The sequence below is a fragment of the Bradyrhizobium sp. Pha-3 genome, from assembly GCF_042258615.1.
GTDB lineage: Bacteria > Pseudomonadota > Alphaproteobacteria > Rhizobiales > Xanthobacteraceae > Bradyrhizobium.
In genome coordinates, this window is sequence record NZ_CP170152.1 from 4,336,723 (window position 1) to 4,358,972 (window position 22,250).

Annotated in this window: 20 protein-coding genes and 1 pseudogene; 14 read left to right on the forward strand and 7 right to left on the reverse strand. The window is 64.7% G+C overall.

Features of this window, described 5'->3' with window-relative positions:
• Nucleotides 1-98: 98 nt before the first annotated feature.
• From ACE10Z_RS20505 to ACE10Z_RS20515, 3 genes are all read right to left on the reverse strand, one after another.
• The gene (locus tag ACE10Z_RS20505; RefSeq protein WP_375789500.1) at nt 99-2,273 is read right to left on the reverse strand and encodes an alkaline phosphatase family protein; all 2,175 of its coding nucleotides are present in this window, start codon (nt 2,271-2,273) and stop codon (nt 99-101) included.
• A complete protein-coding gene (locus tag ACE10Z_RS20510; RefSeq protein WP_375789501.1) occupies nt 2,273-4,009 on the reverse strand; it encodes a multicopper oxidase family protein in 1,737 nt (578 codons plus the stop codon). Before ACE10Z_RS20510 ends, ACE10Z_RS20505 begins: the two co-directional genes overlap by 1 nt.
• 647 nt (nt 4,010-4,656) lie before the next feature.
• A complete protein-coding gene (locus tag ACE10Z_RS20515; RefSeq protein WP_375789502.1) occupies nt 4,657-4,866 on the reverse strand; it encodes a hypothetical protein in 210 nt (69 codons plus the stop codon).
• A gap of 431 nt (nt 4,867-5,297) precedes the next feature.
• Here ACE10Z_RS20515 and glsA point away from each other — a divergent pair, with 431 nt between their 5' ends.
• The 4 genes from glsA (at nt 5,298) to ACE10Z_RS20535 (ending at nt 10,072) form a co-directional block, all read left to right on the forward strand.
• The gene (glsA, locus tag ACE10Z_RS20520; protein WP_375789503.1) at nt 5,298-6,320 is read left to right on the forward strand and encodes a glutaminase A; all 1,023 of its coding nucleotides are present in this window, start codon (nt 5,298-5,300) and stop codon (nt 6,318-6,320) included.
• Nucleotides 6,321-6,358: 38 nt separating this feature from the next.
• Nucleotides 6,359-8,011 (forward strand): MFS transporter, encoded by a 1,653-nt coding sequence (locus ACE10Z_RS20525; protein WP_375789504.1) that lies wholly within the window; start codon nt 6,359-6,361, stop codon nt 8,009-8,011.
• Between the two features lie 42 nt (nt 8,012-8,053).
• Nucleotides 8,054-8,617, forward strand: a complete 564-nt coding sequence (locus ACE10Z_RS20530) for an HdeD family acid-resistance protein (RefSeq protein ID WP_375789505.1) — start codon at nt 8,054-8,056, stop codon at nt 8,615-8,617.
• Nucleotides 8,618-8,710: 93 nt separating this feature from the next.
• Nucleotides 8,711-10,072 (forward strand): amidohydrolase family protein, encoded by a 1,362-nt coding sequence (locus ACE10Z_RS20535; protein ID WP_375789506.1) that lies wholly within the window; start codon nt 8,711-8,713, stop codon nt 10,070-10,072.
• Between the two features lie 102 nt (nt 10,073-10,174).
• Here ACE10Z_RS20535 and ACE10Z_RS20540 read toward each other — a convergent pair whose 3' ends face one another.
• Entirely contained in the window at nt 10,175-10,624 is a 450-nt protein-coding gene (locus tag ACE10Z_RS20540; RefSeq protein ID WP_375789507.1) for a hypothetical protein, read from the reverse strand.
• Between the two features lie 76 nt (nt 10,625-10,700).
• Between ACE10Z_RS20540 and ACE10Z_RS20545 the strand changes: the two genes are divergently transcribed.
• The 5 genes from ACE10Z_RS20545 to ACE10Z_RS20565 all read left to right on the forward strand — a co-directional run bounded on the left by ACE10Z_RS20545 (nt 10,701) and on the right by ACE10Z_RS20565 (nt 15,077).
• Entirely contained in the window at nt 10,701-11,486 is a 786-nt protein-coding gene (locus ACE10Z_RS20545) for an ATP12 family chaperone protein (RefSeq protein WP_375789508.1), read from the forward strand.
• A gap of 64 nt (nt 11,487-11,550) precedes the next feature.
• Nucleotides 11,551-13,131, forward strand: a complete 1,581-nt coding sequence (locus ACE10Z_RS20550; protein ID WP_375789509.1) for a flagellar hook-length control protein FliK — start codon at nt 11,551-11,553, stop codon at nt 13,129-13,131.
• Nucleotides 13,128-13,391, forward strand: coding sequence for an EscU/YscU/HrcU family type III secretion system export apparatus switch protein (locus ACE10Z_RS20555; protein WP_375789510.1), 264 nt, complete (start codon nt 13,128-13,130; stop codon nt 13,389-13,391). Before ACE10Z_RS20550 ends, ACE10Z_RS20555 begins: the two co-directional genes overlap by 4 nt.
• A gap of 132 nt (nt 13,392-13,523) precedes the next feature.
• A complete protein-coding gene (blaOXA, locus tag ACE10Z_RS20560; RefSeq protein ID WP_375789511.1) occupies nt 13,524-14,336 on the forward strand; it encodes a class D beta-lactamase in 813 nt (270 codons plus the stop codon).
• An 84-nt stretch (nt 14,337-14,420) separates the two neighbouring features.
• Nucleotides 14,421-15,077: a carboxymuconolactone decarboxylase family protein gene (locus tag ACE10Z_RS20565; RefSeq protein ID WP_375789512.1), complete on the forward strand. Its 657-nt coding sequence runs from the start codon at nt 14,421-14,423 to the stop codon at nt 15,075-15,077.
• Between the two features lie 258 nt (nt 15,078-15,335).
• Here ACE10Z_RS20565 and ACE10Z_RS20570 read toward each other — a convergent pair whose 3' ends face one another.
• Entirely contained in the window at nt 15,336-16,691 is a 1,356-nt protein-coding gene (locus tag ACE10Z_RS20570) for a PLP-dependent aminotransferase family protein (RefSeq protein ID WP_375789885.1), read from the reverse strand.
• A gap of 145 nt (nt 16,692-16,836) precedes the next feature.
• On the opposite strand from ACE10Z_RS20570, the gene ACE10Z_RS20575 reads away from it, so the two are divergent.
• Nucleotides 16,837-17,733, forward strand: a complete 897-nt coding sequence (locus ACE10Z_RS20575; RefSeq protein WP_375789513.1) for a DMT family transporter — start codon at nt 16,837-16,839, stop codon at nt 17,731-17,733.
• A gap of 194 nt (nt 17,734-17,927) precedes the next feature.
• Here ACE10Z_RS20575 and ACE10Z_RS20580 read toward each other — a convergent pair.
• Together ACE10Z_RS20580 and ACE10Z_RS20585 are read right to left on the reverse strand one after the other, a co-directional pair.
• Nucleotides 17,928-18,434, reverse strand: a pseudogene (locus ACE10Z_RS20580) (dienelactone hydrolase family protein); the annotation flags it as partial.
• 62 nt (nt 18,435-18,496) lie between these two features.
• A complete protein-coding gene (locus tag ACE10Z_RS20585) occupies nt 18,497-18,907 on the reverse strand; it encodes a DUF4260 domain-containing protein (protein WP_375789514.1) in 411 nt (136 codons plus the stop codon).
• Between the two features lie 159 nt (nt 18,908-19,066).
• Between ACE10Z_RS20585 and ACE10Z_RS20590 the strand changes: the two genes are divergently transcribed.
• From ACE10Z_RS20590 to ACE10Z_RS20605, 4 genes are all read left to right on the forward strand, one after another.
• The gene (locus tag ACE10Z_RS20590; RefSeq protein ID WP_095735072.1) at nt 19,067-20,599 is read left to right on the forward strand and encodes an acyl-CoA carboxylase subunit beta; all 1,533 of its coding nucleotides are present in this window, start codon (nt 19,067-19,069) and stop codon (nt 20,597-20,599) included.
• A gap of 654 nt (nt 20,600-21,253) precedes the next feature.
• Nucleotides 21,254-21,601 (forward strand): hypothetical protein, encoded by a 348-nt coding sequence (locus tag ACE10Z_RS20595; RefSeq protein ID WP_375789515.1) that lies wholly within the window; start codon nt 21,254-21,256, stop codon nt 21,599-21,601.
• Between the two features lie 26 nt (nt 21,602-21,627).
• On the forward strand, nt 21,628-21,987 hold the full coding sequence (locus ACE10Z_RS20600) for a GNAT family N-acetyltransferase (protein ID WP_375789516.1): 360 nt from the start codon (nt 21,628-21,630) through the stop codon (nt 21,985-21,987).
• Nucleotides 21,968-22,165: a hypothetical protein gene (locus tag ACE10Z_RS20605; protein WP_375789517.1), complete on the forward strand. Its 198-nt coding sequence runs from the start codon at nt 21,968-21,970 to the stop codon at nt 22,163-22,165. The genes ACE10Z_RS20600 and ACE10Z_RS20605 overlap by 20 nt, the downstream gene beginning before the upstream one ends.
• Nucleotides 22,166-22,250: the final 85 nt, after the last annotated feature.

A 22,250-nucleotide genomic window follows, 5' to 3' on the forward strand; every position in this document is an offset into this window, starting at 1 on the left:
ACGTTACAGGCTCGCGCTGGCCATGGACATCCGCTGGGCGCAAATGAAATCCGCCGGCCTTTCAGGCCGGCGGATCGTTGTGCCGCGAGGTGCGGCGATCAGTGGTTCCAGTTGCCGCCTTGATCGTTGCCATCACCATGGTGATGGCCGCCGCCGTCGAAGTCGAAGAAGTCGAACAGATCGCTGAGCGCCGGGCTGTTGACAGGAACATAGGGATTGCCGGGCGCCGCAACCGGGTTCGGGAAGTTATCGCGGCTGCGGTTCGTGATCGGCTCCAGGCGCCAATTCCGCTCGATGAACTTGATGATCGAGACGTGATCGGCATATTCATGCGAGATGTGGCCTTGCCGCGCGAACGGCGACACCACGATCAGCGGAATACGGGTGCCGTCACCGAAATAGTCGAGCGGCTGCACATAGCCGGAGTCGAAGTAGCCGCCGCCTTCGTCGAAGGTGATGAAGATCGCGGTGTCCTTGGCATAGTCCGAGGCCTGGACCTGGTCGACGATCTTCTTGGCGAAGCCTTCGAACAGGTTCAGCTTGGAGGACGACGGGTGACCGTCGGTAAAGCCGCTCGGCTTGACGATGGAGACCGCCGGCAGCGAATGCTTGGAGAGGTCGGAGTAGAGATCAACCGAGTCCTTGATATGGGCTGCGACCTGGTCCGGGTGCGACATGATCGAGGTGTCGTACTGGAACGGATTGCAGATGTTGCAGTATTCGTCGGCGTTCGGACCGGCCACGCCCCAGTTGAGCTGGTAGGGATCGTTGACGTAGTTATTCCACTGGTCGCCGTAGTACTTCCAGGAGATGTTCCGCTCGTTCAGGCTGTCGCCGATGCTCTTGCGGGTCGACGGCGGGATCGTGAACGGGGTGTTGGACGGGTTGGTGTCGGTGTAGGCGTTCTTGCCGTTGCCGAAGTAGCCGGGATTGTAGTTGTTCAAGAGATAGTAATGGCCCGGCTCGCAGTTCGCGTTGATGTGGATCCCCTTCAGATAGTCCAGGATCGGCTTGACGCCGGGCTGGCCCGGATCCGAGCAGTCGCTGTAAGAGCCGCCGCCCGACACCGGGCTGGTCTGGAAGGGCGGCGGGAAGCCGCCATTGCCGCCGGCGCCGTAGCCGTCCTCGGTGTACCAGTTGTTGGTGCCGGAAGCCGGGTTCGGATTCTCGATTTCATGCACGATGCCGGCGTCGGGCGTGCCGCCGAACACCTGCGTGCCGTTCGGCGGCACCGCGGCGTTGCCGTAGGTGTCGCTGAAGTAGAGCATGTCGGCATGACCGAACATGATGTGGTTGGCGCCGGTGCCGCCATTGACGGACTGGTGGAAGTTGTCGCTCATCGCATATTTCTGCGCGAGCGAGGTGAAGTAGGGCACGTCACCCTTCTGCACGTTGTAGAAGCCGAGCGCCGTCGAGCCTTCGCCCGTGGTGGTCGCCGTCGGCGAATAGTCCGTGGAGAAGTTGGTGGGCTGTGCCGCACCGTTGGCGCCGGCGCCGACGGTGACTTCGACCCAGGCGAACAGATTGGCGCCGCAGCCCGACGGATTGTCGCGGCTGGCGGCCGAGTGGTTGCAGTTCAGCTGCTGCCACATCTGATAGAAGCGATGCACCGGGCTTGCCGAATAGGAATCGTAGGGCATCGCATCGGTGTTGGTGAGCTGGAACGGTCCGGCCGGCAGCGCGCTGACATTGGTGATGCGCTGGTCGGGGGTCTGCGAGGTCTGACCGGTGCCGCCGCTCAGGAGGAACTGGTAGTACTCGGACGGCAGGCCGGATTCCGACTGCTGCGCCAGCGCGAGCGAGGCCTCGCAGGTGGTGATCGGCGAGCTACCGCATTTGTTCGGGATGTAGGAGACCTTGGGGCCGCCGACCAGCGGTGCCGGCAACTGATCCTTGGGGAAGTTCTGCTTCGGCGGGCTCAGCAGGAACGCATCGTTCAGGCCGGTATCGGTCGCTGCCTGCTGATGCGCCTTTTCGAAGTTGGGCCCGGGGATCGCATTCTTGTTTTGATCGAGCTTGACGATGCCCTGCGAGAGCAGGTTGAACACGCTCTCCTCGCGCCGCTCAGGCACGTAGGTCGCGAACACGTGGTCGAAGCTGCGGTTCTCGCCGATGATGACGATCACGTGCTTGATCGGCGACCGGGTCTCGTGTCCACCGTGATGATTCCAGTCCTCCGCAAGCACCGGGCCGGCGGTGAACTGACCGAGCGCAAGTGCGCTGAGGGTAAGGCGGCAACCTTGCAGCCAACGGGACCTGTGCTTGTCGCGCATTAAAGCTCTCCTTTTTGCTGGTTGAGCGGCTTGGTGGAACTTGCGGTGTCGCGCGGCACGACCCTGATCCGTCCCATCATGCCGCCGTCCTCATGCTCGAGGACGTGGCAGTGGTAGACGAAGGTGCCGACGATGTTGGGATCGCGAAAATCCATGCGCAGGCGCACGCTCGGATATTTCAGCATCCGGCTGTTGTAGTAGGGGACGTTGACGGTATCGCGCAGGAACGGCTCGTTGACTGCGACGCCGGACCAGTCGAGCAGCTGAAAGTGCAGCTGATGGATGTGGAAATCATGCAGCTCCATCGAGCGGTTCTCGATGATCCAGTCCTCGACGTCGCCCTGCCTCACGGTGATGTCGGGAACGTCCGATTGCGGATCGAATGGTTTCGGCGTCTCTCCGTCGAGCGTCATGAAGAACTTGGTCGGGCTGTTCGGATCGTTCGGGTTCTCCGGTTGCTCGGAGAAGAACAGCTTCCTGACGCGCACCGGCGCGACGGTCCCGACCCACGGCCGCTCCGGGCGCGGCAGCGGCTCGGCGTGAGCGGGCAGCGCGGCCTGCGGTGCGTTCGCATCGACTGAAGACGTAATCGCCGCCAGCGCGCGGTTGGGATCGTTCTCGCCGGCGGGCCCGGTGTCGACCGCGCGCGTCACCAGCAACGCCGAGCTGCCGGCCGGCGGTCCCTCGACGATGAATTCGGCGCGCGAGCCCGGCGGCAGGCCGATATGGTTGACCCATTGCACCGACGGCGAGGGGCTGCCCTGAAATTGCAGCGGTACCCCATCGAGCCCGACGATCCCGATCTGCTGCGGCGTGCGGCCGACCAGCAGCGTGAGGTTGAGATAGGTGATCGCAGACGCGTTCAGCACCCGCCAGAGCTGCCGCTCGCCGGGTTTCATCGTCAGCCGGGCCGGCGGATAGTTCGGATAGGGCACCGGCACGAAGTTGACGGAGAGATCCTTCGACGGCTTGCCGAAGCCTGTGCCGGAGTTGGCGACGTCGCCGTCATTGTCGAGCTGGCTCTTGGTCATGACCGGCTCGAACTTCGACGGCTGCGCGTCGGGATTGACGAGGTCCTGGTCGCGGATCACGAGCACGCGCTCGGGGAGGCCAGCGAGCTGTGGATCGGCGCGCTCGATGCCTTCGATGATGATGGCGCCTGAGGCGCCGCCGAGCACCTGCGTCTTGCTGAAGCCGTGCAGATGCGGGTGATACCAATAGAGGCCGGGTGGCGCGTCATCCGGAATGCGCAGCCGGTATTCGAACGGCGCGTCGTCGGGCTGGATCGAGGTTTTCAGCACGTCATCCTGATGGCAGACCGGCGGCACCGTCAGCCCGTGGAAGTGCAGATTGGTCGAGATCGGTGTCATCGCGCCGCTCTGGCAAACATCGGCTTGTTTCCGCGTCGTGCAGATCGGCGCGCCGGCGAGCGGGCGGTCGATCGCAGGCGTTGCCGTATCGAGGTCGACGAGGTCGTTCTTGAAATGGATGACCAGCTGATCGCCCGGCTTCAGCCGCAAGGTCGGCGACGGCTTGCCCTCCGGCGTCAGATAGCAATAGCGGCTGGTGCCATCCGGCAGCTTCTGATCGTGGATACTGAGGTCGGTTTCGAGCACACCGTCGCGGCTGCGCAACTCGGCGGGTTCCTCGATCGCGCTTCCGGGCTCGGGCCGGGCACAAACATCCTGTTGCGTGCGCGGCGTAGCCTGCAGGCCCGTTGCGCCGAGCCACGCCATTGCGCCGCTCGCAGCAAGCCCGAGGCAAGCTGCGGCGATAGCACAACAAACGGTCGAAAGTCGTCGTGCCACGCCGCCCCGCCCATGCGCCGCCACGGGCACACAAGCGCGCACAGACGCCACGCGTGACGTCAGTCCACGACTTGCGACCGCAATGGTCGACAAATGCTTCTGTTTGGTGTCGGGACGCTAGCCGCGCGTTGTTGCCGAAATCTGGCAGCTTCTTAACACGCAGATGACAGCTTCTTGCGGCACTTCGACGCAGAAATGCGCGCGCCGTTCAAACCTGCTGTGCGATCAATCGGATGCACCATTCGCGGACCGAATTGCGGAGAAAGCAGGACGCGCAGCCAACCGTCAGATATTTTTTTCCGGTCTCGCCGATCCTGTCGCCTGTTCGCGATCTTGCACCAACGGCCGGGACGAGGGCAGGGCGTGGACTGATGGACCCGCGTTACCGATGCGCGAGACGTGCCGGCCATGGCAACTTGTAGAGCCCATATCGTCGTTCACGACGGTGGGGCCTCGCGTCGTGACGGTCACGCCATTCACCTCATGATGGCGAACAGTTCGCCGAACAGGCAAGCGGCAGCGACCGGAGGCGGTGCGATCCGGTTCAAAGCGGTCGAACGGGCGCTTCTGTTTGGCTATCCAAACGGACCGCTTTGATTTCGTCGCATAATCTTGAGCGCGAGCAGGACCGCCCCGAGCACAAGAAACAGGACGCCAACAACAGTTGTGCTGGTGGATTCGAACGTCAAACCCACTGCCGTCAACAAGCAGCCGAGAACGATAGCGAGAAGCCCACCAAGCTTCTTTACCAGCAGAAGCTGTCCGTCGCTTGCGCGCGCCACCATGATCAACCTCACTCTTCAAGTGATGCGGTCATTGCCGCCATCGCCACGGGTCGGTGTTGCTTGGACAAGCGGCGGGCTCACATCCGCACACGACGACTGTACTCTCGAGCGCCAACGATGGAAATCTCTCGCTGGTGGTCTGATGACTTCTGTTTTGATTCAATTGAGCATCTGGCGATTGGGAAAGCCTGCTGACCTATCCGCGCTGGAACATCGCGGGGGTCGATGAAGTGGTGCATCGCATCTCGCAACGCGCCTTAATTCCGCGACATGCAATGCGTCCCGCCCATTTGTCACAAAGTGTTCTGGACCGGCGCAAACATTGCAAACGCTTTGAGAGCGGATCGTTGACTCGATGTTTTTTTCGGCGCTACTTTCGGTTGCCGACTAGACGACCTGAAACAGTAAGGTCAAATCGGGAGGGAGCGCCAATGTGGCCACCTTCGATCGCGGAACAAGCGGAGCGGCCTTTCATCTCGACCGGGCGCCTGCCCGAACCCGAGATGGTGCAGGAGCTCGTGTCTCAAGCTCACCTGCGCTTCAAGTCGAACAGCGAAGGGAATAATTCGCAGGTCTATCCGGCGCTAGCCAGGGTGCCGAGTGAGCTGTTCGGCGTCTGCGTGGCCGGTACCAGCGGACGCGTGTACGGCGCCGGCGATATCGACTACGGATTCTCGATCATGAGTGTATCGAAGCCATTCGTGTTCGCGCTGGTGTGCGAGGCGATCGGCCCTGAAGCGGCCCGGGCGAAACTGGGTGCCAATGCGACCGGGCTGCCGTTCAATTCGCTGGCGGCGATCGAGCGGGGAGCCGGGCCTACCAACCCGATGGTGAATGCGGGTGCGATCGCGACCACAAGCCTCGTGCCGGGCTCGAGCACGGAGGAGCAGTGGCGGTTCATTCATGACGGCCTTTCGCGCTTCGCGGGCCGCAAGCTCTCGCTCAACGAGGAAGTCTATGCGTCGGCCTCGAAGACCAATTTTCGCAATCGAAGCATCGCGCGGTTATTGGAGAGCTATGGCCGGATCTACTGCGACGCCGAGCAGGCGACCGATCTTTACACCCGGCAGTGTTCCCTGAATGTGAGCGCCAGGGATCTGGCGGTGATGGGCGCGACGCTGGCCGATGGTGGGGTCAATCCAGTCACCAGGCAGCGGGTGGTCGATGCGGCGGTCTGCCATTATGCGCTGGCCGTCATGGTGACTGCCGGATTGTACGAGACGTCGGGCGACTGGCTGTACGACATCGGTCTGCCCGGCAAGAGCGGCATCGGCGGCGGCATCGTCGCAGTGGCTCCGGGAAAAGGTGGTTTCGGAGCCTTCGGGCCGCCACTGGATGCGGCCGGCAACAGCGTGCGAGGGCAGCTCGCCGCGAAGTTCCTGTCGCAGAGACTGGGCATGGATCTGTTCGTGTCCCAACCGGACGAGAGGCACCAAGGATCGGTTGAGCTGTAGCTCGGTCGATCGCAACGCCGGGCAGGTTGGAGGACGCGATGGCAACGCAAGCAATCTCGATCGGCGACATTCAGCAGGAGGAGCGTGCATCATGGGTACCCATGATTGCGATTGCGTTCGGTCAGATGATCATGTCGTTCAACGTCGCGTCGCTGCCGGTTGCCATGGGGGGAATGGTGGCGAGCTTCGGAGTGCCACCGACCACGGTCGCGACAGGAATTGTGGCCTACTCGATGCTGGTGGCCGGGTTCGTGATGCTTGGCGCGAAGCTCGCCCAAAGGTTCGGGGCGGTGCAAGTCTTTCGTGCTGCCGTCGTGCTTTTCCTGATATCGCAGATCGCGATGACGTTCAGCCCCACGGCCTCCGTCATGATTTCCGCTCAGGCACTTTGCGGCGCTGCGGGCGCGGTGATCGTGCCCTCGCTCGTCGCGCTGATTGCCGAGAATTATGCCGGACGCCAGCAGGCGACGGCCCTTGGTGCGCTTGGCTCGGCGCGGGCTGCCGCCGGCGTGCTGGCATTTGTCATCGGTGGGCTGCTCGGCACTTATATCGGCTGGCGCCCCGCGTTTGCAATTCTCATCGCTGCCTCGGCGATCGCTTTCGCGCTGAGTTTTCGCCTGCGGCCCGACCGCGGGCGCCCGGATGTTCAGATCGATCTGGTCGGCGTCGCCCTTGCCGCGAGCGCGATCATTTTCATCAGCTTCGGATTCAACAATCTGAACGGCTGGGGCGTGATCCTGGCGACCGCCAACGCGCCGTTCGATTTGCTGGGCGTCTCGCCGGCACCGATCCTGATCGTGCTCGGCATTGTGCTCGGGCAGGCATTCCTGATGTGGACGCATCGGCAACAAGCGGCGGGGAAGACGCCGCTGCTGGCGTTGGAGGTGATCGACTCGCCGGAGGAGAGATGTGCCGTCTATGCGCTATTCGCGGTCGTGGCGCTCGAGGCCGCCTTGAACTTTACGGTCCCGCTCTACATCCAGATCGTGCAGGGACGTTCGCCGATCGCGACCGCAATCGCGATGATGCCCTTCAATCTGACCGTTTTTGTATCGGCGATGCTGATCGTCAATCTCTACGACAAACTGACGCCGCGTCAGATCGGACGCTTCGGCTTCGGCCTGTGCACCGTCGCGTTGCTATGGCTCGCGTTCGTCGTGCGCAACGACTGGAGTGAGATTCCCGTTCTGTTTGGGCTGGTGCTGTTCGGCATTGGCCAGGGCTCGCTGGTGACGCTGCTGTTCAACGTTCTGGTCACGGCCTCGCCCAAGCAATTGGCGGGGGATGTCGGGTCTTTGCGCGGAACCACGCAGAATCTGGCGGCCGCGGTTGGCACCGCGGTGGCCGGAGCTCTTCTCGTCGGTCTCTTGAGCACGATCGCGCTCGGCAGGATCGCGGCCAGTCCGATGGTGACCAAGGAGCTTCAGAGCCAGGTCGATCTGGGCAACATCACCTTCGTCAGCAATGACCGGTTGCGCAGCGTGCTCGAGGGCACCAGCGGTACGCCGCAGCAGGTAGAGGAAGCGGTCCGCGTCAACACCGAAGCGCGCCTGCGGGCGTTGAAGATCGGATTGCTGATCATGGCCGGCCTCGCGCTGCTTGCCGTCATTCCCGCGGGGCGGCTGCCGAATTACCGGCCGGGAGAAATACCAGACGACGGAACGACTGGCGAGGGCGCGCGATCGGCCTGATTGGATGTTGGCCCCGCCGGCCTTTGGATCAAGGAGGATGACATGGCCACCTATGAGAACAGCTCCACAATGCTCCGCGGCTTGCCTGGTCCGCCATTATGGGTGTGCGTTCTGCTTGGTTTCGTCATGATCGCCGCGGGCCTCCTGGTCCTGGGGGATGTCGTGCTTTTCACCGTGATCAGCGCCATCTTCATCGGCTGGACGGCCGTCGTCGCCGGCGCGTTCGAAATCCTGCACGCCTTCTGGACCAAGGGCTGGGGCGGATTCGTATGGCAGCTTCTGCTTGGGGCACTCTACCTCGCATGCGGTATCGTCCTTCTCAGCCAGCCGGTGACGAGTGCGCTGGTCCTGACCTATGCTCTCGGTCTTCTGCTTTTGGTCTCCGGGATTGTGCGCGTGCTGGTCGGCATCGGCCATTGGCAGCAGTCCGGCTGGATCATGCTGGCCTCCGGATTGTTTGGCGTCCTGGCAGGCCTCGTCATTCTGACCGGGTTTCCGGCAACCGGGCTGTGGGTGCTCGGGCTGCTGCTGGGGATCGATCTGCTGTCGCATGGCGTGGGATGGCTGACCTATGCTTTGCAGCCTGCCGCCGGAGCGGCTCAATAGGCCGTCAAGGAGCTGCAATCAGCCTTCATCGGGTCCCGCGCACAGCCAGATCAATCACGATCTCGAACGATGCCTTATCGGCGGAGAGTGGACATGTCAGGTTTGAGCAAAAGCCTCTGCGTTTCGGCACTGATCGCGTTGATTGGGACGGGCCTCGTTGGCTCGCCGCCGGCGCGAGCGCAGCAGGATGCCGGCGTGCTGTTCCAGAATGTCCGCATTTTTGATGGCAGGAATGGCGCACTCTCGGCACCCTCCAATGTGCTGATCCGGAACAACAAGATCGAGACGATTTCGACTGCGGCGATCACAGCCGACGCCCAGGCGATCGCCGGCGACGGACGAGTGCTGATGCCCGGCCTGATCGACGCGCATTGGCATGCGATGCTGGTACGCCCGACGCCGGCGGCCGTGTTGGCCAGCGACGTCGGCTACACCAATCTTCTTGCGGCCGCGGAGGCGACGGCCACGCTCATGCGAGGCTTTACCACCGTTCGCGACATGGGCGGACCGGCCTTTTCCCTCAAGCGGACGATCGACGAGGGCCTCGTTGCCGGTCCTCGCATCTATCCATCTGGTGCCATGATCACCATCACCGGCGGCCATGGCGACTTTCGGCAGCTGTCCGATCTGCCCAGAACGATCGGCGGCATGCTCAGCCGCATAGAGCGGATAGGCGGCGCCATGGTTGCGGACAGCCCGGATGAAGTCCGCGTCCGCGCGCGCGAGCAGCTCATGCAAGGCGCCACGCAGGTCAAGCTCACGGCGGGCGGCGGGGTGGCGTCACCGTTCAGTCCGATCGATGTGTCAACGTTCACTGAACCGGAGCTGCGTGCCGCGGTCGAAGCCGCCGAGAACTGGGGCACTTACGTCGCCGTACACGCCTATACGCCGGTCGCGATCCAGCGATCGATCGCGGCGGGCGTCAAGTGTATCGAGCACGGTCACCTGATGGACGACGCGTCGGCCCGTCTGATGGCCGAAAAGGGAATTTGGCTGAGCACTCAGCCCTTCCTCGATCTGTCGGGTGCCAGTGCCCTCGGCCCCGCGGAGCAAGACAAGATGCGGCAGGTCGTTGCCGGCACCGACAGGGTCTACGGCTTCGCGAAGAAGTACAAGTTGAAGACGGCATTCGGTACCGACGTCTTGTTCTCGAAGGCACTTGCTGACCGGCAAGGTGCCATGCTGACGACCCTCACGCGATGGTACACGCCGGCTGAAGCGCTCATCATGGCGACATCGACGAATGCCGAATTGCTCAGTCTGTCCGGGCCTCGAAATCCTTATCCAGGCAAGCTAGGCGTGGTGGAGGAAGGCGCGCTGGCCGACCTTCTGCTGGTCGATGGCAATCCGATCGACAACATCAAACTAATCGAAGATCCGGCGAAGAACTTCCTGGTCATCATGAAAGATGGAAAGGTCTACAAGAATCTTCTTGGTGGTGACCGCAACAAATAGATGCACGTGATGACAGGACGGGCCGGGGCGCCTGAGCCCCGGTGCGTCTCGCCGATTTTGACCGCCTTGATCTGTTCGCGCCAGGCGCGCAAGTGCAATCTGCTAGCGCCTGAACTGCGCGAGAAACATCCGCAACGAATCGTGCGGGCTCTCGACGTCCGCGATCACCCAGCCGTCGGGACCGTTGACGACGATGAAGTTGAGCGTGACCGCGCGGCCCTCATTGTCGAACGTGACGGTCATGTCGGTCCTGTCGAACTGCCGGCGCGGAATGGCGATCGAGATCGGGCCGAGCCGCCAGGTCGGGCTCTGCACCAGGAAATCGTACGGTGCGTCGTGCAGGGCGGTCCAGGCGCCGCGCAGGCTGGGATCGAAGAATTGCCGGGCTGTTTCGTCGTCGCGCGGCAGGCCATTCGAAAACGCGGCGGTGCCTTGGCCGTAATGAGCATAGACGTTGCGGATCAGCGATTCCGGTGTGCGGAACCCGGCGTCGGCGGCTCCGAAAACCGTCGCTACCAGCGAAAAACCTGCGAGGATTTGGACGCGTCCCATCAGCTTTATTTGCCGTTGCCGTTGCCGCTGACGTATCTTGCAGGGAAATCCTCCCGAACGAAAGCCGGCCGGCGCGATGCGCGAACTCTTTGACGACGTCCCAGAACAATCCCCGCTCGATCCGCAGGAGGCGGTGCGGCGCCACATCCGCACGCCGCAGCGCAAGCGGTTCTACACCAGCGCCGGCGTGGCCGAGGCCGATGGCGGATTTTCGATCACGCTCGACGGCAAGCAGATCCGCTCGCCGTCCGGCAAGCCGATCGTGGTGCCGACCCGCGCCATTGCGGATGCGGTCGCAGCCGAATGGAATGCGCAGGGCGAGACCATCGACCCCATGACCATGCCGCTGACGCGCCTGGCCAACAGCGTGATCGAAGGGGTGATCGATCGCGTCGACGAGGTCGCCGACGATGCGGCCAAATTCCTCGGCAGCGACCTGCTGTTCTATCGCGCCGGCCATCCCGAGACGCTGGTGGCGCGCGAGGCCCAGCATTGGGACCCGATCCTGTTCTGGGCCGCCGATGCGCTCGGCGCCCATTTCGTGATGGCCGAGGGGGTCATGCATGTCGGCCAGCCCGAGCCCGCGATCAAAGCGGCGCGCGCGGCGTTCCCGACCGATCCCTGGCCGGTCGCGGCGCTCCATGTGGTGACGACGCTGACCGGCTCGGCGCTGCTGGCGCTGGCGCTGGCCCATGGCGTCCGCGACGAGGACCAGGTCTGGGCCGCGGCCCATGTCGACGAGGACTGGAACATTGAGAAATGGGGCGTTGACGAGGAGGTCGCGGCGCGCCGGGCCGCCCGGCAGGTCGATTTCAAGGCCGCCGCCGGCGTCCTGAGGGAGTTCAGGCCGACTGCCGGTTAACGAGACCTTTACGGCGCCGGGCTAGCCTGCGGCACGTCCCTCGCGTCTGGCTGAGACCTCCGACATGGCACTCGCCGTCAATCCCGTGCTGCCGGTGCTTGCCTCGAACGAGGCGGGCAGTGTTGCGCCGGACCTCACGCTGGAGGCCGGCAGCGTCGTCACTGCGCAAGTCCTGAAGGTGCTGTCCGCCGATCTGGTGCGGATCGCGATCGCGAGCCTGTCGATCGACGTCCAGACCGAGGTGCCGCTGCAGCAGGGCCAGAACCTGCAGCTTGCGGTCTCGCAGACCAGCGACGGCATCCGCCTGCAACTGGTCGGGCCGGGGGCCGACACGGGCGATGCCGTGCAATTGTCGCCGGCGGCGGCCAACGTCACCGCCGCTCCGCAACCCGTCGCCACGGCGCCGAAGGCGGTGTTGACGCCGCTGGAGCGCATCACCATCACCGCGACGGCGCAGCATGCAGCGGCCGTGCAGGGCAGCCAGGCGCCGCTGTTTGCCAATCTTGCGGCGGTCGCCGCGGCCAATCTGCCGCCGAAGCTGCAGGCTGCGATCGCGCAGGTGCTGGCGCAGCAGACCGGCCTCAACGAGAATTTGAGCGGCGATGCCGTCAAGGCCGGTTTCCAGAAATCCGGCCTGCTGCTGGAGGCGACGCTGGCCTCGGGCGTTGCACCTACGAGCGGCAGCGTGCCCGACCTGAAGGCCGCGCTGATCGTGCTGCGCCAGGCGCTGACCTCGCTCGGCGCCGGCGATGCCGCAAAGCCTGCCTCCACACCGCTGCAGCAACCGGCGCTCACCAGCACCGGCACGGCGCCGAGCATTGTGCCGCCGGCGATGCCCGAGCTCGAGGTTCAGGAGATCCTGCTGCCGCAGGCGCGCGTGCCGGTCGCCGAGGACCTTACCCGCGGCGCTACCCACCTCGCAGGCGCGCTCGCGGATGCGCTCGATGCCGGCCCGTCATCCGGCGGCGCGCTCAATCTCATTCAGGAAGCGCTGCATGAGCTCGGCAACCCGGCACGGCAGGGCGCCGCGCCGCGGGAGATGCTGCCCGGCGATGTGCCCGCACGCGGCAGCACGCCGCCACCGCCGTTTCACGGCGCGCTGCCTGCGGCGCAGGCTGTTGCCGAGCCATCGATTGCGTCAGGCACGCCGCTTTCGACCGCCGCGCATCGCCTCTTGGAAAACACCGACGCGGCGCTGGCGCGGCAGACGCTGCTGCAGATCGCCTCGCTGCCGGACCGTGGCGACGGCACGCGCCCACAGCTCGACGCCATGGTGCCGCGCTGGAATTTCGAGATTCCGTTCCTGACCCAGCAGGGCACGGCGATGGCGCAGTTCGAGATTTCCCGCGACGGCGGCGGTAATGAGGTTGAAGCCGCCAAGCGGGTGTGGCGGGCGCGCTTCACGCTCGACGTCGAGCCGGCCGGTCCGGTGCACGCGCTGGTCTCGCTGAACGGCGAGCGCACCTCGGTGCGGATGTGGGCCGAGCGTCCCTCGACCGCCGCGCAGTTGCGCGCCGGCGCTTCCGAACTGAGCCAGGCGCTGACCAGGGCTGAGCTTACGCCCGGCGATATCGAGATTCGCGACGGCAGTCCGCCGCAACCTGCGCCCGCGCGCGCCGGCCACTTCCTGGACCGCGCATCATGAGCGAGGCGCCGAACCAGCTCGCGGTCGCACTGCACTACGACCATGCCGGCGCGCCGCGCGTGGTGGCGAAAGGCAAGGGCGCGATCGGCGCCAAGATCATCGAGGTCGCCAGGGCCAACGACATCCCGATCGAGGAGAACGAGGTGCTGGCCGGCGCGCTCTCCAATGTCGAGCTCGGCGACGAGATCCCTGCCGAGCTCTACAAGGCCGTCGCCGAGGTGCTGGTGTTCGTGTTGCGGCTGTCGGGCCGCGTGCGCTAGCGATGGCGTTTTCAAGCGAAGTGGGCACCGCTTCGCGTGAAGAAAACGCGTCGAACAAGTGAGTCCCATTGCCATCCTTTCACCACGATGGCATCAGCATCGTCGTCAACCCGAACCAGATCAGGTCTCGTCGTGATCCATCGCCGCCATGTGCTCGGTCTGCTTGCCGCCGCGGGCATCCTGCCGTCGCGCAGCTTTGCCAATGTGTCCTACCAGCGCAGTGAGTTTCGCGACGATCTGCAAAAGCGGTTCTTCGATCTCGGCACCGAGGGCACTTTCGTCGGCTACAAGGTCGACGACTATCTGATCATCGCGAGCGACAAGGTTCGCTCGGGCGAGGGCAGGCTGCCGGCCTCGACCTTCAAGATTCCGAACGCGCTGATCGCGCTCGAGACCGGCGTGGTGCAGGATCCCGACAAGGACGTCTTCAAGTGGGACGGCACAACGCGCAGCATCGAGGCCTGGAACAAGGATCACACGCTGCGCTCGGCGATCGCGGTGTCGGCCTTCCCGGTGTTCCAGGAGATCGCCCGCCGGATCGGCGAGGAGCGGATGAAGAAGTATGTCGACGTCATCGACTACGGCAACCGTGACATCGGCGGCGGCATCGACCAGTTCTGGGTGACGGGCAATTTGCGGATCGATCCGGTGCAGCAGATCGACTTCCTCGACCGGCTGCGCCGCGGCGTGCTGCCGGTCGGCAAGCGCAGCCAGCAGCTGGTGTGCGACATCCTCCCTGTGACGAAAGTCGGCGACGCCTTCATTCACGCCAAGACCGGATTGACCGACAAGGAGCACGGCTCGCTCGGCTGGCTGGTCGGCTGGGCCGAGAAGGGCAGCGAGATCACCGTGTTCGCGATGAACATGGACTGCAAGACGCAGGCGCAGATCGATGCGCGGATGAGCGTCACGCAGCAATGCCTCACCGATATCGTCGCGCTGTGACGATCTGATCTGCGTGCGCCGCGGCTGGTGAGTGCCGCTCGGCTCGACTAGCATCCTCCGATAAAAGCAGAACCGGAGGAAATCATGCAATCAGCTTCGATCTGGCTGTCGTCGGTCACGCTGGCCGCGGCCGGCGGCTGGCTCGCGGCCACAGTGTTTTCGGCGCCGGCCACCGGCAAGGAGCCGCGCTTCCCGCAGCTCACGATGGATCAGCTCAACGACCAGCAGCGACCGCTCGGCGAGGCGATCATGAAGGTGTCGAGCGTCGGCATCGGCGGCCCGTACAATCCGATGATCCGGAGCCCGGTGCTCGGCCAGCGGCTCTACGATCTGTTCTATTATCTGCGCTGGCAGACCTCGGTGCCGACGAGGCTCAACGAGTTCGCGATCCTGATCATCGGCCGGCAGTGGCGCTCGCAGGTCGAGTGGTTCGCGCATGCACCGCTCGCGGCCAAGGCCGGCTTGTCGGCCGATGTCATCGCCGAGCTGAAGGCCGGCAACCGGCCGTCGAAAATGGCCGAGGATGAGGCGGTGGTGTACGATTTCGTCACCGAGCTGACCACGACCAAGAAGGTCTCCGACGAGACCTATGCGCGGGCCAAGACAGTCTTCAACGATCAGCAGATCGTCGACCTTACCGCCGTTGCGGGCAACTACGTGATGGTCGCAATGCTGCTGGCGATGGCGGAAGAGACGGTGCCGCCGGGCAAGGAAGAGCCGTTCAAGGTCGGCGAGAAGTAAGGCGCTGCGCCTGCTTCACCTCGCCCCGCTTGCGGGGAGAGGCATAGGCCGCCTTCGGCGGCCGTTCTCAAGAACGCCGAAGCATAGCTTCGGCCATGACGCATCGCCAGATGCGATCCGGGTGAGGGGGAGCCTCCGCAAACACAGCTATCACCGTTCACGCGGAGATAGCCCCTCACCCCAACCCTCTCCCCGTAAGAACGGGGCGAGGGGGTGCAGCGCCGTCGCGGTCGCTATTCAACCTCATCTCCGCGGGTCTCAGCGCCCGATCGCGCGCTGCAGCGCCGGCATCAGTTTCGGGTCGCGGCATTGCGCGACGTTGAAGCGCATGAAGCCGGTGGCCGATTGCGTGGTGCTGAACACGTTGCCCGGCGCCAGCACGATGTTGTCGGCGAGCGCAGCGCGCGCAACGTCGGCGGAGTCGCAGCCGTCGGGCAGGCGGCACCAGAGCTGGAAGCCGCCGCGCGGCATCAGCCACGGCTCGATGCCGATGCGCTGCAGCTTCTCGCCGACGTCGCGGCGGGCGCGCGCCAGCCGCCGGCGCAGCTCCTCGACATGCTTGCGGTAGAAGCCGGTCGCCAAAACGCTCGCGATGATTTCGGTCGCGACCGCGCAGGGGCCGCCGAACCCGGTCGCGACCTGCAGATCGACCAACTGCTCGATCCAGTCGGCGCGCGCCGCGATGAAGCCGCAGCGGAGCGACGCGGACAGCGTCTTGGAGAAGCTGCCGATCCGGATCACGCGGTTCAGCCCGTCGAGCGCCGCGAGCCGCGCCGACGGCTCCGGCTCGAAATCGGCGAAGATGTCGTCCTCGACGATGGTGAGATCGCAGGCGGTGGCCGCATTCAGCACGCGGTGCGCGGTCTGCGGCGACATCGTCGCGCCCGTCGGATTGTGCAGCCCCGACACGGTGATGTAGAGCCGCGGCCGCTCGGCATCGAGCACCGCCTCGAAGCTTGCGATATCGGGCCCCGATGGGGTGTAGGGCACGCTGACGAGCTTGACCTGATGGGCGCGCAGCAGCGCCCGGAAATTGAAATAACAGGGATCGTCGACCAGTACCGTGTCGCCGGGCCGCAGCAGGAAGCGGCAGATCAGGTCGATCGCCTGGGTGCCGGACATCGTGAGCAGCACCTGCTCGGGCGACACGTCGAGGCCCTCGTCGGCGAACCGCGCCATCAGCATGCGGCGCAGGGCCAGCGAGCCGCGCGTCGCACCGTAGTCGGCGAGCACGGCGTCCTCGGCCCGCGCCAGGCCGCGGAACGCGCGCCGCAGCGCCTCGGTCGGCATCCAGTCGGCGGGCAGCCAGCCGCAGCCCGGCTTCAGCGCGCCACTCGCGGCGTCGAGCGATTGCCGCGACACCCAGAACGGATCGACGGCGCGGTCGTGCTGCGGCTGGTCGTTGGCCAGCGCCAGCGGCGGCAGCGCCGCGGACGAGACATAGAAGCCCGAGCCCGGCCGCGCCCGGATCAGGCCCTCGGCGGCGAGCCGGTCATAGGCCTCGACCACGGTCGAGGGCGAGACGCCCATGGTCGCGGCAAAGCTGCGGATCGAGGGCAGGCGATCGTCGGCGGCGAGTGCGCGGCTCGCGATCCTGGCGCGGATCGCGTTCATCACGTCGGTAGTCCTGGTCGCCTTCGCTGGTTGCTGCAAGTGTATGCCTACCTTTACCCACACAGTTTGGCGATATTGTACTGATCCGTAGCTGCCTTGGCCAGCCCGTCGCCGCTATCTTCGCCCGCGAAAGACGAGGTGTGCGATGAGCGATTCCAAGACATGGGCGGGCGAGGGGCGCAGCGGCGCTTCGCTGGAGGGCTGGGGCAGCGGCCTGCTCGGCGTGATCATCTTCAGCGGCTCGCTGCCGGCCACCCGCGTCGCGGTCGCCGGGTTCTCGCCGTTGTTCCTGACCTCGGCACGCGCCGCGATCGCGGCGCTGCTCGGCGCGGCACTGCTCGCGGTGCTGCGGCAGCCCTGGCCGCAGCGCAGGGACCTGGTGTCGCTGACCATCGTCGCCCTCGGTGTCGTGATCGGCTTTCCGCTGCTGACCGCGCTGGCGCTCCAGCACATCACCTCGGCGCATTCGATCGTGTTCATCGGGCTGCTGCCGCTGTCGACCGCTGTGTTCGGCGTGTTGCGCGGCGGCGAGCGGCCGAAGCCGCTGTTCTGGCTGTTCTCCTGCATCGGCAGCGCGACGGTCGGCGGCTTCGCCCTGTCGGGCGATGGATCGGCATCGCTGACCGGCGACCTCTTGATGGTCGCCGCCATCATCGTCTGCGGCCTCGGCTATGCCGAAGGCGCGGCGCTGTCGCGCAGGCTCGGCGGCTGGCAGGTGATCTCCTGGGCGCTGGTGCTCTCCGCGCCGGTGGTGCTCCTGATGACCATCATGACGCTGCCGCCGAGTTGGCGGGGCATCGGCGCACCGGCCTGGCTCGGGCTCGCCTACGTTTCGATCTTCAGCATGCTGGTCGGCTTCGTGTTCTGGTATCGCGGGCTTGCGCTCGGCGGCATCGCCAGCGTCGGCCAGTTGCAGCTGTTGCAGCCGTTCTTCGGCCTCGCGCTGGCCGGGCTGTTGCTGCACGAGCCGGTCGCCTGGTCGATGATCGCAGCAACCATGCTGGTCGTCGTCTGCGTCGTGTTCGCGCGCAGGTTCGCGTGACTATCGCTGAGAAGCGATAGATGCGGCACGCATTGATCTATCCACGTCATTGCGAGCGAAGCGAAGCAATCCATCGCTCCGCAAGCGGAGAAATGGATTGCTTCGTCGCTTCAGCGCAAAATTGCTTTGCAATTTTGTCGCCGAGCTCCTCGCAATGACGGTCGTGTAAACCATCACGAGAACACTGCCGTCTGTCAGCCCAGCTTGAACAGCCCTTGCAGGAATTCGCTGACCGCCTTGCGCGCCTCGAGCGCGGTGGCCGGGTTGCAGCCGACATGCGGGCTGAGCTCGACGCAGGCATCCTTGTAGCTGAACGGCGCCTGCGTCGCCGCATTCATCAGCACGCCGCCTTCGCCTTCCTTGATAGTGCAATGGCGCACGGTCTGTGATCCCGTTGCCTCAACCACCGTGTGGTTGCCGATCAGGCCGGCATCGAAGCCATGCGCGGAATCCGGATATTCGGTCAGCACCACGTCGCGCTTGGCGGCCTCGAGGCGCGCGACATAGGCCTTGCAGCTCGCGACCGGATTGTAGTCGTCGGGCGTGCCGTGAAAGATCCGGATCGGCCGCGCCGCGACCTCGGTGTCGGTCAGATAGCTGGTCGAGCAGTCCGGATAGAACGGGATGTAGGCCGCGAACTGCACGCCGGACTTGTTCCAGAGCTTGTTGAAGCGGTCGAGGCTGGCGTATCTTCTCGATTGCAGCAAAGAGGTGGATGCCCGGCTCAAGGCCGGGCATGACGAGCCTAAAAAAGCGGGGGGCGCTAAGCCGGCTCCTGCGCTTTGCCGATCCGCCCGAGATGGGTGTAGCCAAACCCTCTTGAGTATTTCAGCCCGTAGCCGAGCGCGCGGTCGATCCCGATATGGGCAAGCCAGATCATCGCGATCGAGAGCACCAGCGGCCCTTCGCCGGCAAAACCCAGCGTCATCAGCGCCACCGGCGCCAGATAGGTGTGGGCAGCGTTGTAGGCGATGGCGCCGACCCGCGGGCTGATCAGGTAAGCGGCAAAGCTGATGTCCGGCACCAGGAATAGCAGGACGTAGACCAGCCAGGAACCCTCCCACTTGTAGTAGAGCACGGTCATCCCGACGAACAGCACCAGTCCCTCCAGCCGGAGCAGGGTGCGGACCCCGCCGCTGGCGGCGCCGGTCTCGGCCGTGGTCGTATCAGTCATCGCTGTCTCCCCAGATGTCGGAAAATCCTACCGTTTTTGCGCCCGAACCCGGTCACAAGCGCCTTTCCGGTTCCGAAATGGCCGTGCTAAAGCCATTCCGAACGAAGCGGACCCGGCTCGTGCCGGGATGCGGACTGTAGCTAACACGGGCGGAAACAAATGAAAGACATCCTCGACACCCTCGAAGAGCGGCGCGCCGGCGCCAAGCTGGGCGGCGGCGAAAAGCGCATCGAGGCGCAGCACGCCCGCGGCAAGCTCACCGCCCGCGAGCGCATCGAGCTCCTGCTGGACAAGGGCTCGTTCGAGGAATTTGACATGTTCGTCGAGCACCGCTCGATCGAGTTCGGCATGGAGAAGACCAAGATCCCCGGCGACGGCGTCGTCACCGGCTGGGGCACGGTCAACGGCCGCAAGACCTTCGTGTTCGCCAAGGACTTCACCGTGTTCGGCGGCTCGCTGTCGGAAACCCACGCGCTGAAGATCACCAAGCTGCAGGACATGGCGATGAAGGCGAGGGCGCCGATCATCGGCCTCTATGACGCCGGCGGCGCGCGCATCCAGGAAGGCGTCGCCGCGCTCGCGGGCTATTCCTACGTGTTCCGCCGCAACGTGCAGGCCTCGGGTGTGATCCCGCAGATCTCGGTCATCATGGGCCCCTGCGCCGGCGGCGACGTCTATTCGCCCGCCATGACCGACTTCATTTTCATGGTGAAGAACACCAGCTACATGTTCGTCACCGGCCCCGACGTGGTGAAGACCGTCACCAACGAGGTGGTGACGGCGGAGGAACTCGGCGGCGCCTCGGTGCACGCGACGCGCTCCTCGATCGCCGACGGCGCCTTCGAGAACGATGTCGATGCGCTGTTGCAGATGCGCCGCCTGATCGACTTCCTGCCGTCCAACAACACCGACGGCGTGCCGGAATGGCCGAGCTTCGACGATATCGGCCGGGTCGACATGTCCCTGGACACGCTGATCCCCGACAATCCGAACAAGCCCTACGACATGAAGGAACTGATCCTCAAGGTCGTCGACGAGGGCGACTTCTTCGAGATCTCGGAAACCTTCGCCAGGAACATTGTCACCGGCTTCGGCCGCATCGCCGGCCGCACCGTCGGCTTCGTCGCCAACCAGCCGATGGTGCTGGCGGGCGTGCTCGACAGCGACGCCTCCCGCAAGGCGGCACGCTTCGTGCGGTTCTGTGATGCCTTCAACATCCCGATCGTCACCTTCGTCGACGTGCCGGGCTTCCTGCCGGGCACCGCGCAGGAATATGGCGGCCTGATCAAGCACGGCGCAAAGCTGCTGTTCGCCTATTCGCAGTGCACGGTGCCGCTCGTCACCATCATCACCCGCAAGGCCTATGGCGGCGCCTTCGACGTGATGGCGTCCAAGGAGATCGGCGCCGACATGAACTACGCCTGGCCGACCGCGCAGATCGCCGTCATGGGCGCGAAGGGCGCGGTCGAGATCATCTTCCGCTCTGACATCGGCGACCCCGACAAGATCGCGGCGCGCACCAAGGAATACGAAGACCGCTTCCTGTCCCCCTTCATCGCCGCCGAGCGCGGCTACATCGACGACGTCATCATGCCGCATTCCACGCGGCGACGGATCGCGCGGGCGCTCGCGATGCTCAGGGACAAGAAGGTCGAGATTCCCGCGAAGAAGCACGACAATCTGCCGTTGTGATGGATGGAGACGACCGTGGCAATGTGGCGTCGACGATCGAGGCTGTGGCAGAGCGCTAATCGATCGTGCGACCTGACACTGGGTGTGGTGTCCGCAATACTTGCGATGGACATAGCGTGCTTCGCGCAAGATACCGAGATGATGGTTACCGCCCGGACGTCAGAAGAGGCCGTTATCAATGGCTACGCATTTGCCGACAAAACGTGCGCGCCGGTCGAGCTCCCGCAGCTCTTGCTCATAAAGTCGCCCAAATATGGGGTTGTTTGTTACCGTATCGAGGATTTCGAGGTGGCGGGCGACTCGGGACTGGATCGAGCTTGTATCGGGCGCTGGGTCCGCGGCATAAGCGTTTTTTACCTGGCTCGATCCGGTTACAGCGGGCCGGATAGTCTCCGATACGAAGCGATCGACCATCGAGGACGGGAGCGAGTGTCTGTTCGTGTCAGGGTCTTGCCCGGCCATTCAAACGCATCGGCCAACGTAGACGGTTCTTCGCGCGAGTCGGCAATGTCGGCTGGGCCTATCCCCGCGTGCGGTGTGCCGGTATCCTAAGAGCGCGTAGGGCGGGTTGGCGAAGCGTAGCCGCCGCCTTCGCTCCGCGCGATCCGCGGCGGGTTACGGCTTCGCCTAACCCGCCCTACAGGTCCGAACCTGATGACTGATGACGAGCCGACCGACGAGATTTCCGAGATCGAGGCGCGGATCGAGGAGCTTGCTGAGAGCGCCGAACGGTCTCGTAGGATTATTCTTGGTTCGAAGGTGGCAATCGCCGGCGGGTTCATCTTGTTGTTCGCTGCGCTGCTTGGCCTGTTCAGTTCCGGTGAGACCGCAGCGCTCGGATCGATCGCGCTGGTGCTCGGCGGCATCGTGTCGCTTGGATCGAATGTGAGCACGCTGCGGCAGACCGAGGCCGCCATCAGCACCGCCGAGGCGCGTCGTGCGCGGTTGATCGGCAACATCGATCTTCGGCTGGTTCACGACGCGCCGCTGAAGCGGATGTGATGGCTGGGGCGGGCGAGGGCACGCGCATGATCGAAACGCCGCGCCTTCGACTTCACCAGTGGGACGATCGTCATTGCGATGCGTTCGCAGCGATGCATGCCGATCCCGACGTCATGGCCGACTATGGCGGGGCCATCGGCCGGGCGGAGAGCGACCGGAAGTTCGAGCGATACGTTGCCGCGCAGCGCGACCGCGGCATCTCCCGATGGGCCGTTGAGGATGTCGACGGCGCATTGCTGGGCTATGCGGGCGTGATGCCGCGATTGTCGGGGGATCATCCGCTCGGCGCGCATTTCGAAATCGGCTGGCGCTTTGCGCGCAAGGCCTTGGGGGCACGGCTACGCGACCGAGAGCGCCGGTGCGGCGTTGCGGCACGCAATCGATAACGCCGGGCTACGCGAGATCGTGTCATATACCAGCCTGGACAACGTGCGCTCGCAGGCTGTGATGGCGCGGCTCAATCTGCGGCGCGATCGCGCGCGTGACTTCACGACACTGACATCGCGCGGTGAGCCGTGGCGCGGGCTGGTCTGGGTCGTGCCAGCGGGATGGCCGCGTGGCTGATTTGGCTGTCGCGCAATGCGAATGCTTGGTCTACCGCTCGCGCCACAACTTCGGTGTCGTCCCTGCGAAAGCAGTGACCCATAGC

Bases quoted from the DNA above. Each gene is read 5' to 3' on its own strand.
- ACE10Z_RS20585 (WP_375789514.1), bottom strand. From the start codon at position 18,907: ATGACTGATACGACCACGGCCGAGACCGGCGCCGCCAGCGGCGGGGTC.
- ACE10Z_RS20540 (WP_375789507.1), bottom strand. From the start codon at position 10,624: ATGGGACGCGTCCAAATCCTCGCAGGTTTTTCGCTGGTAGCGACGGTT.
- ACE10Z_RS20525 (WP_375789504.1), top strand. From the start codon at position 6,359: ATGGCAACGCAAGCAATCTCGATCGGCGACATTCAGCAGGAGGAGCGT.
- glsA (WP_375789503.1), top strand. From the start codon at position 5,298: ATGTGGCCACCTTCGATCGCGGAACAAGCGGAGCGGCCTTTCATCTCG.
- ACE10Z_RS20575 (WP_375789513.1), top strand. From the start codon at position 16,837: ATGAGCGATTCCAAGACATGGGCGGGCGAGGGGCGCAGCGGCGCTTCG.
- ACE10Z_RS20510 (WP_375789501.1), bottom strand. From the start codon at position 4,009: ATGGCGTGGCTCGGCGCAACGGGCCTGCAGGCTACGCCGCGCACGCAA.
- ACE10Z_RS20570 (WP_375789885.1), bottom strand. From the start codon at position 16,691: ATGAACGCGATCCGCGCCAGGATCGCGAGCCGCGCACTCGCCGCCGAC.
- ACE10Z_RS20595 (WP_375789515.1), top strand. From the start codon at position 21,254: ATGACTGATGACGAGCCGACCGACGAGATTTCCGAGATCGAGGCGCGG.
- ACE10Z_RS20530 (WP_375789505.1), top strand. From the start codon at position 8,054: ATGGCCACCTATGAGAACAGCTCCACAATGCTCCGCGGCTTGCCTGGT.
- ACE10Z_RS20555 (WP_375789510.1), top strand. From the start codon at position 13,128: ATGAGCGAGGCGCCGAACCAGCTCGCGGTCGCACTGCACTACGACCAT.
- ACE10Z_RS20565 (WP_375789512.1), top strand. From the start codon at position 14,421: ATGCAATCAGCTTCGATCTGGCTGTCGTCGGTCACGCTGGCCGCGGCC.
- ACE10Z_RS20590 (WP_095735072.1), top strand. From the start codon at position 19,067: ATGAAAGACATCCTCGACACCCTCGAAGAGCGGCGCGCCGGCGCCAAG.
- ACE10Z_RS20600 (WP_375789516.1), top strand. From the start codon at position 21,628: ATGATCGAAACGCCGCGCCTTCGACTTCACCAGTGGGACGATCGTCAT.
- ACE10Z_RS20505 (WP_375789500.1), bottom strand. From the start codon at position 2,273: ATGCGCGACAAGCACAGGTCCCGTTGGCTGCAAGGTTGCCGCCTTACC.
- ACE10Z_RS20535 (WP_375789506.1), top strand. From the start codon at position 8,711: ATGTCAGGTTTGAGCAAAAGCCTCTGCGTTTCGGCACTGATCGCGTTG.
- ACE10Z_RS20550 (WP_375789509.1), top strand. From the start codon at position 11,551: ATGGCACTCGCCGTCAATCCCGTGCTGCCGGTGCTTGCCTCGAACGAG.
- ACE10Z_RS20545 (WP_375789508.1), top strand. From the start codon at position 10,701: ATGCGCGAACTCTTTGACGACGTCCCAGAACAATCCCCGCTCGATCCG.
- ACE10Z_RS20515 (WP_375789502.1), bottom strand. From the start codon at position 4,866: ATGGTGGCGCGCGCAAGCGACGGACAGCTTCTGCTGGTAAAGAAGCTT.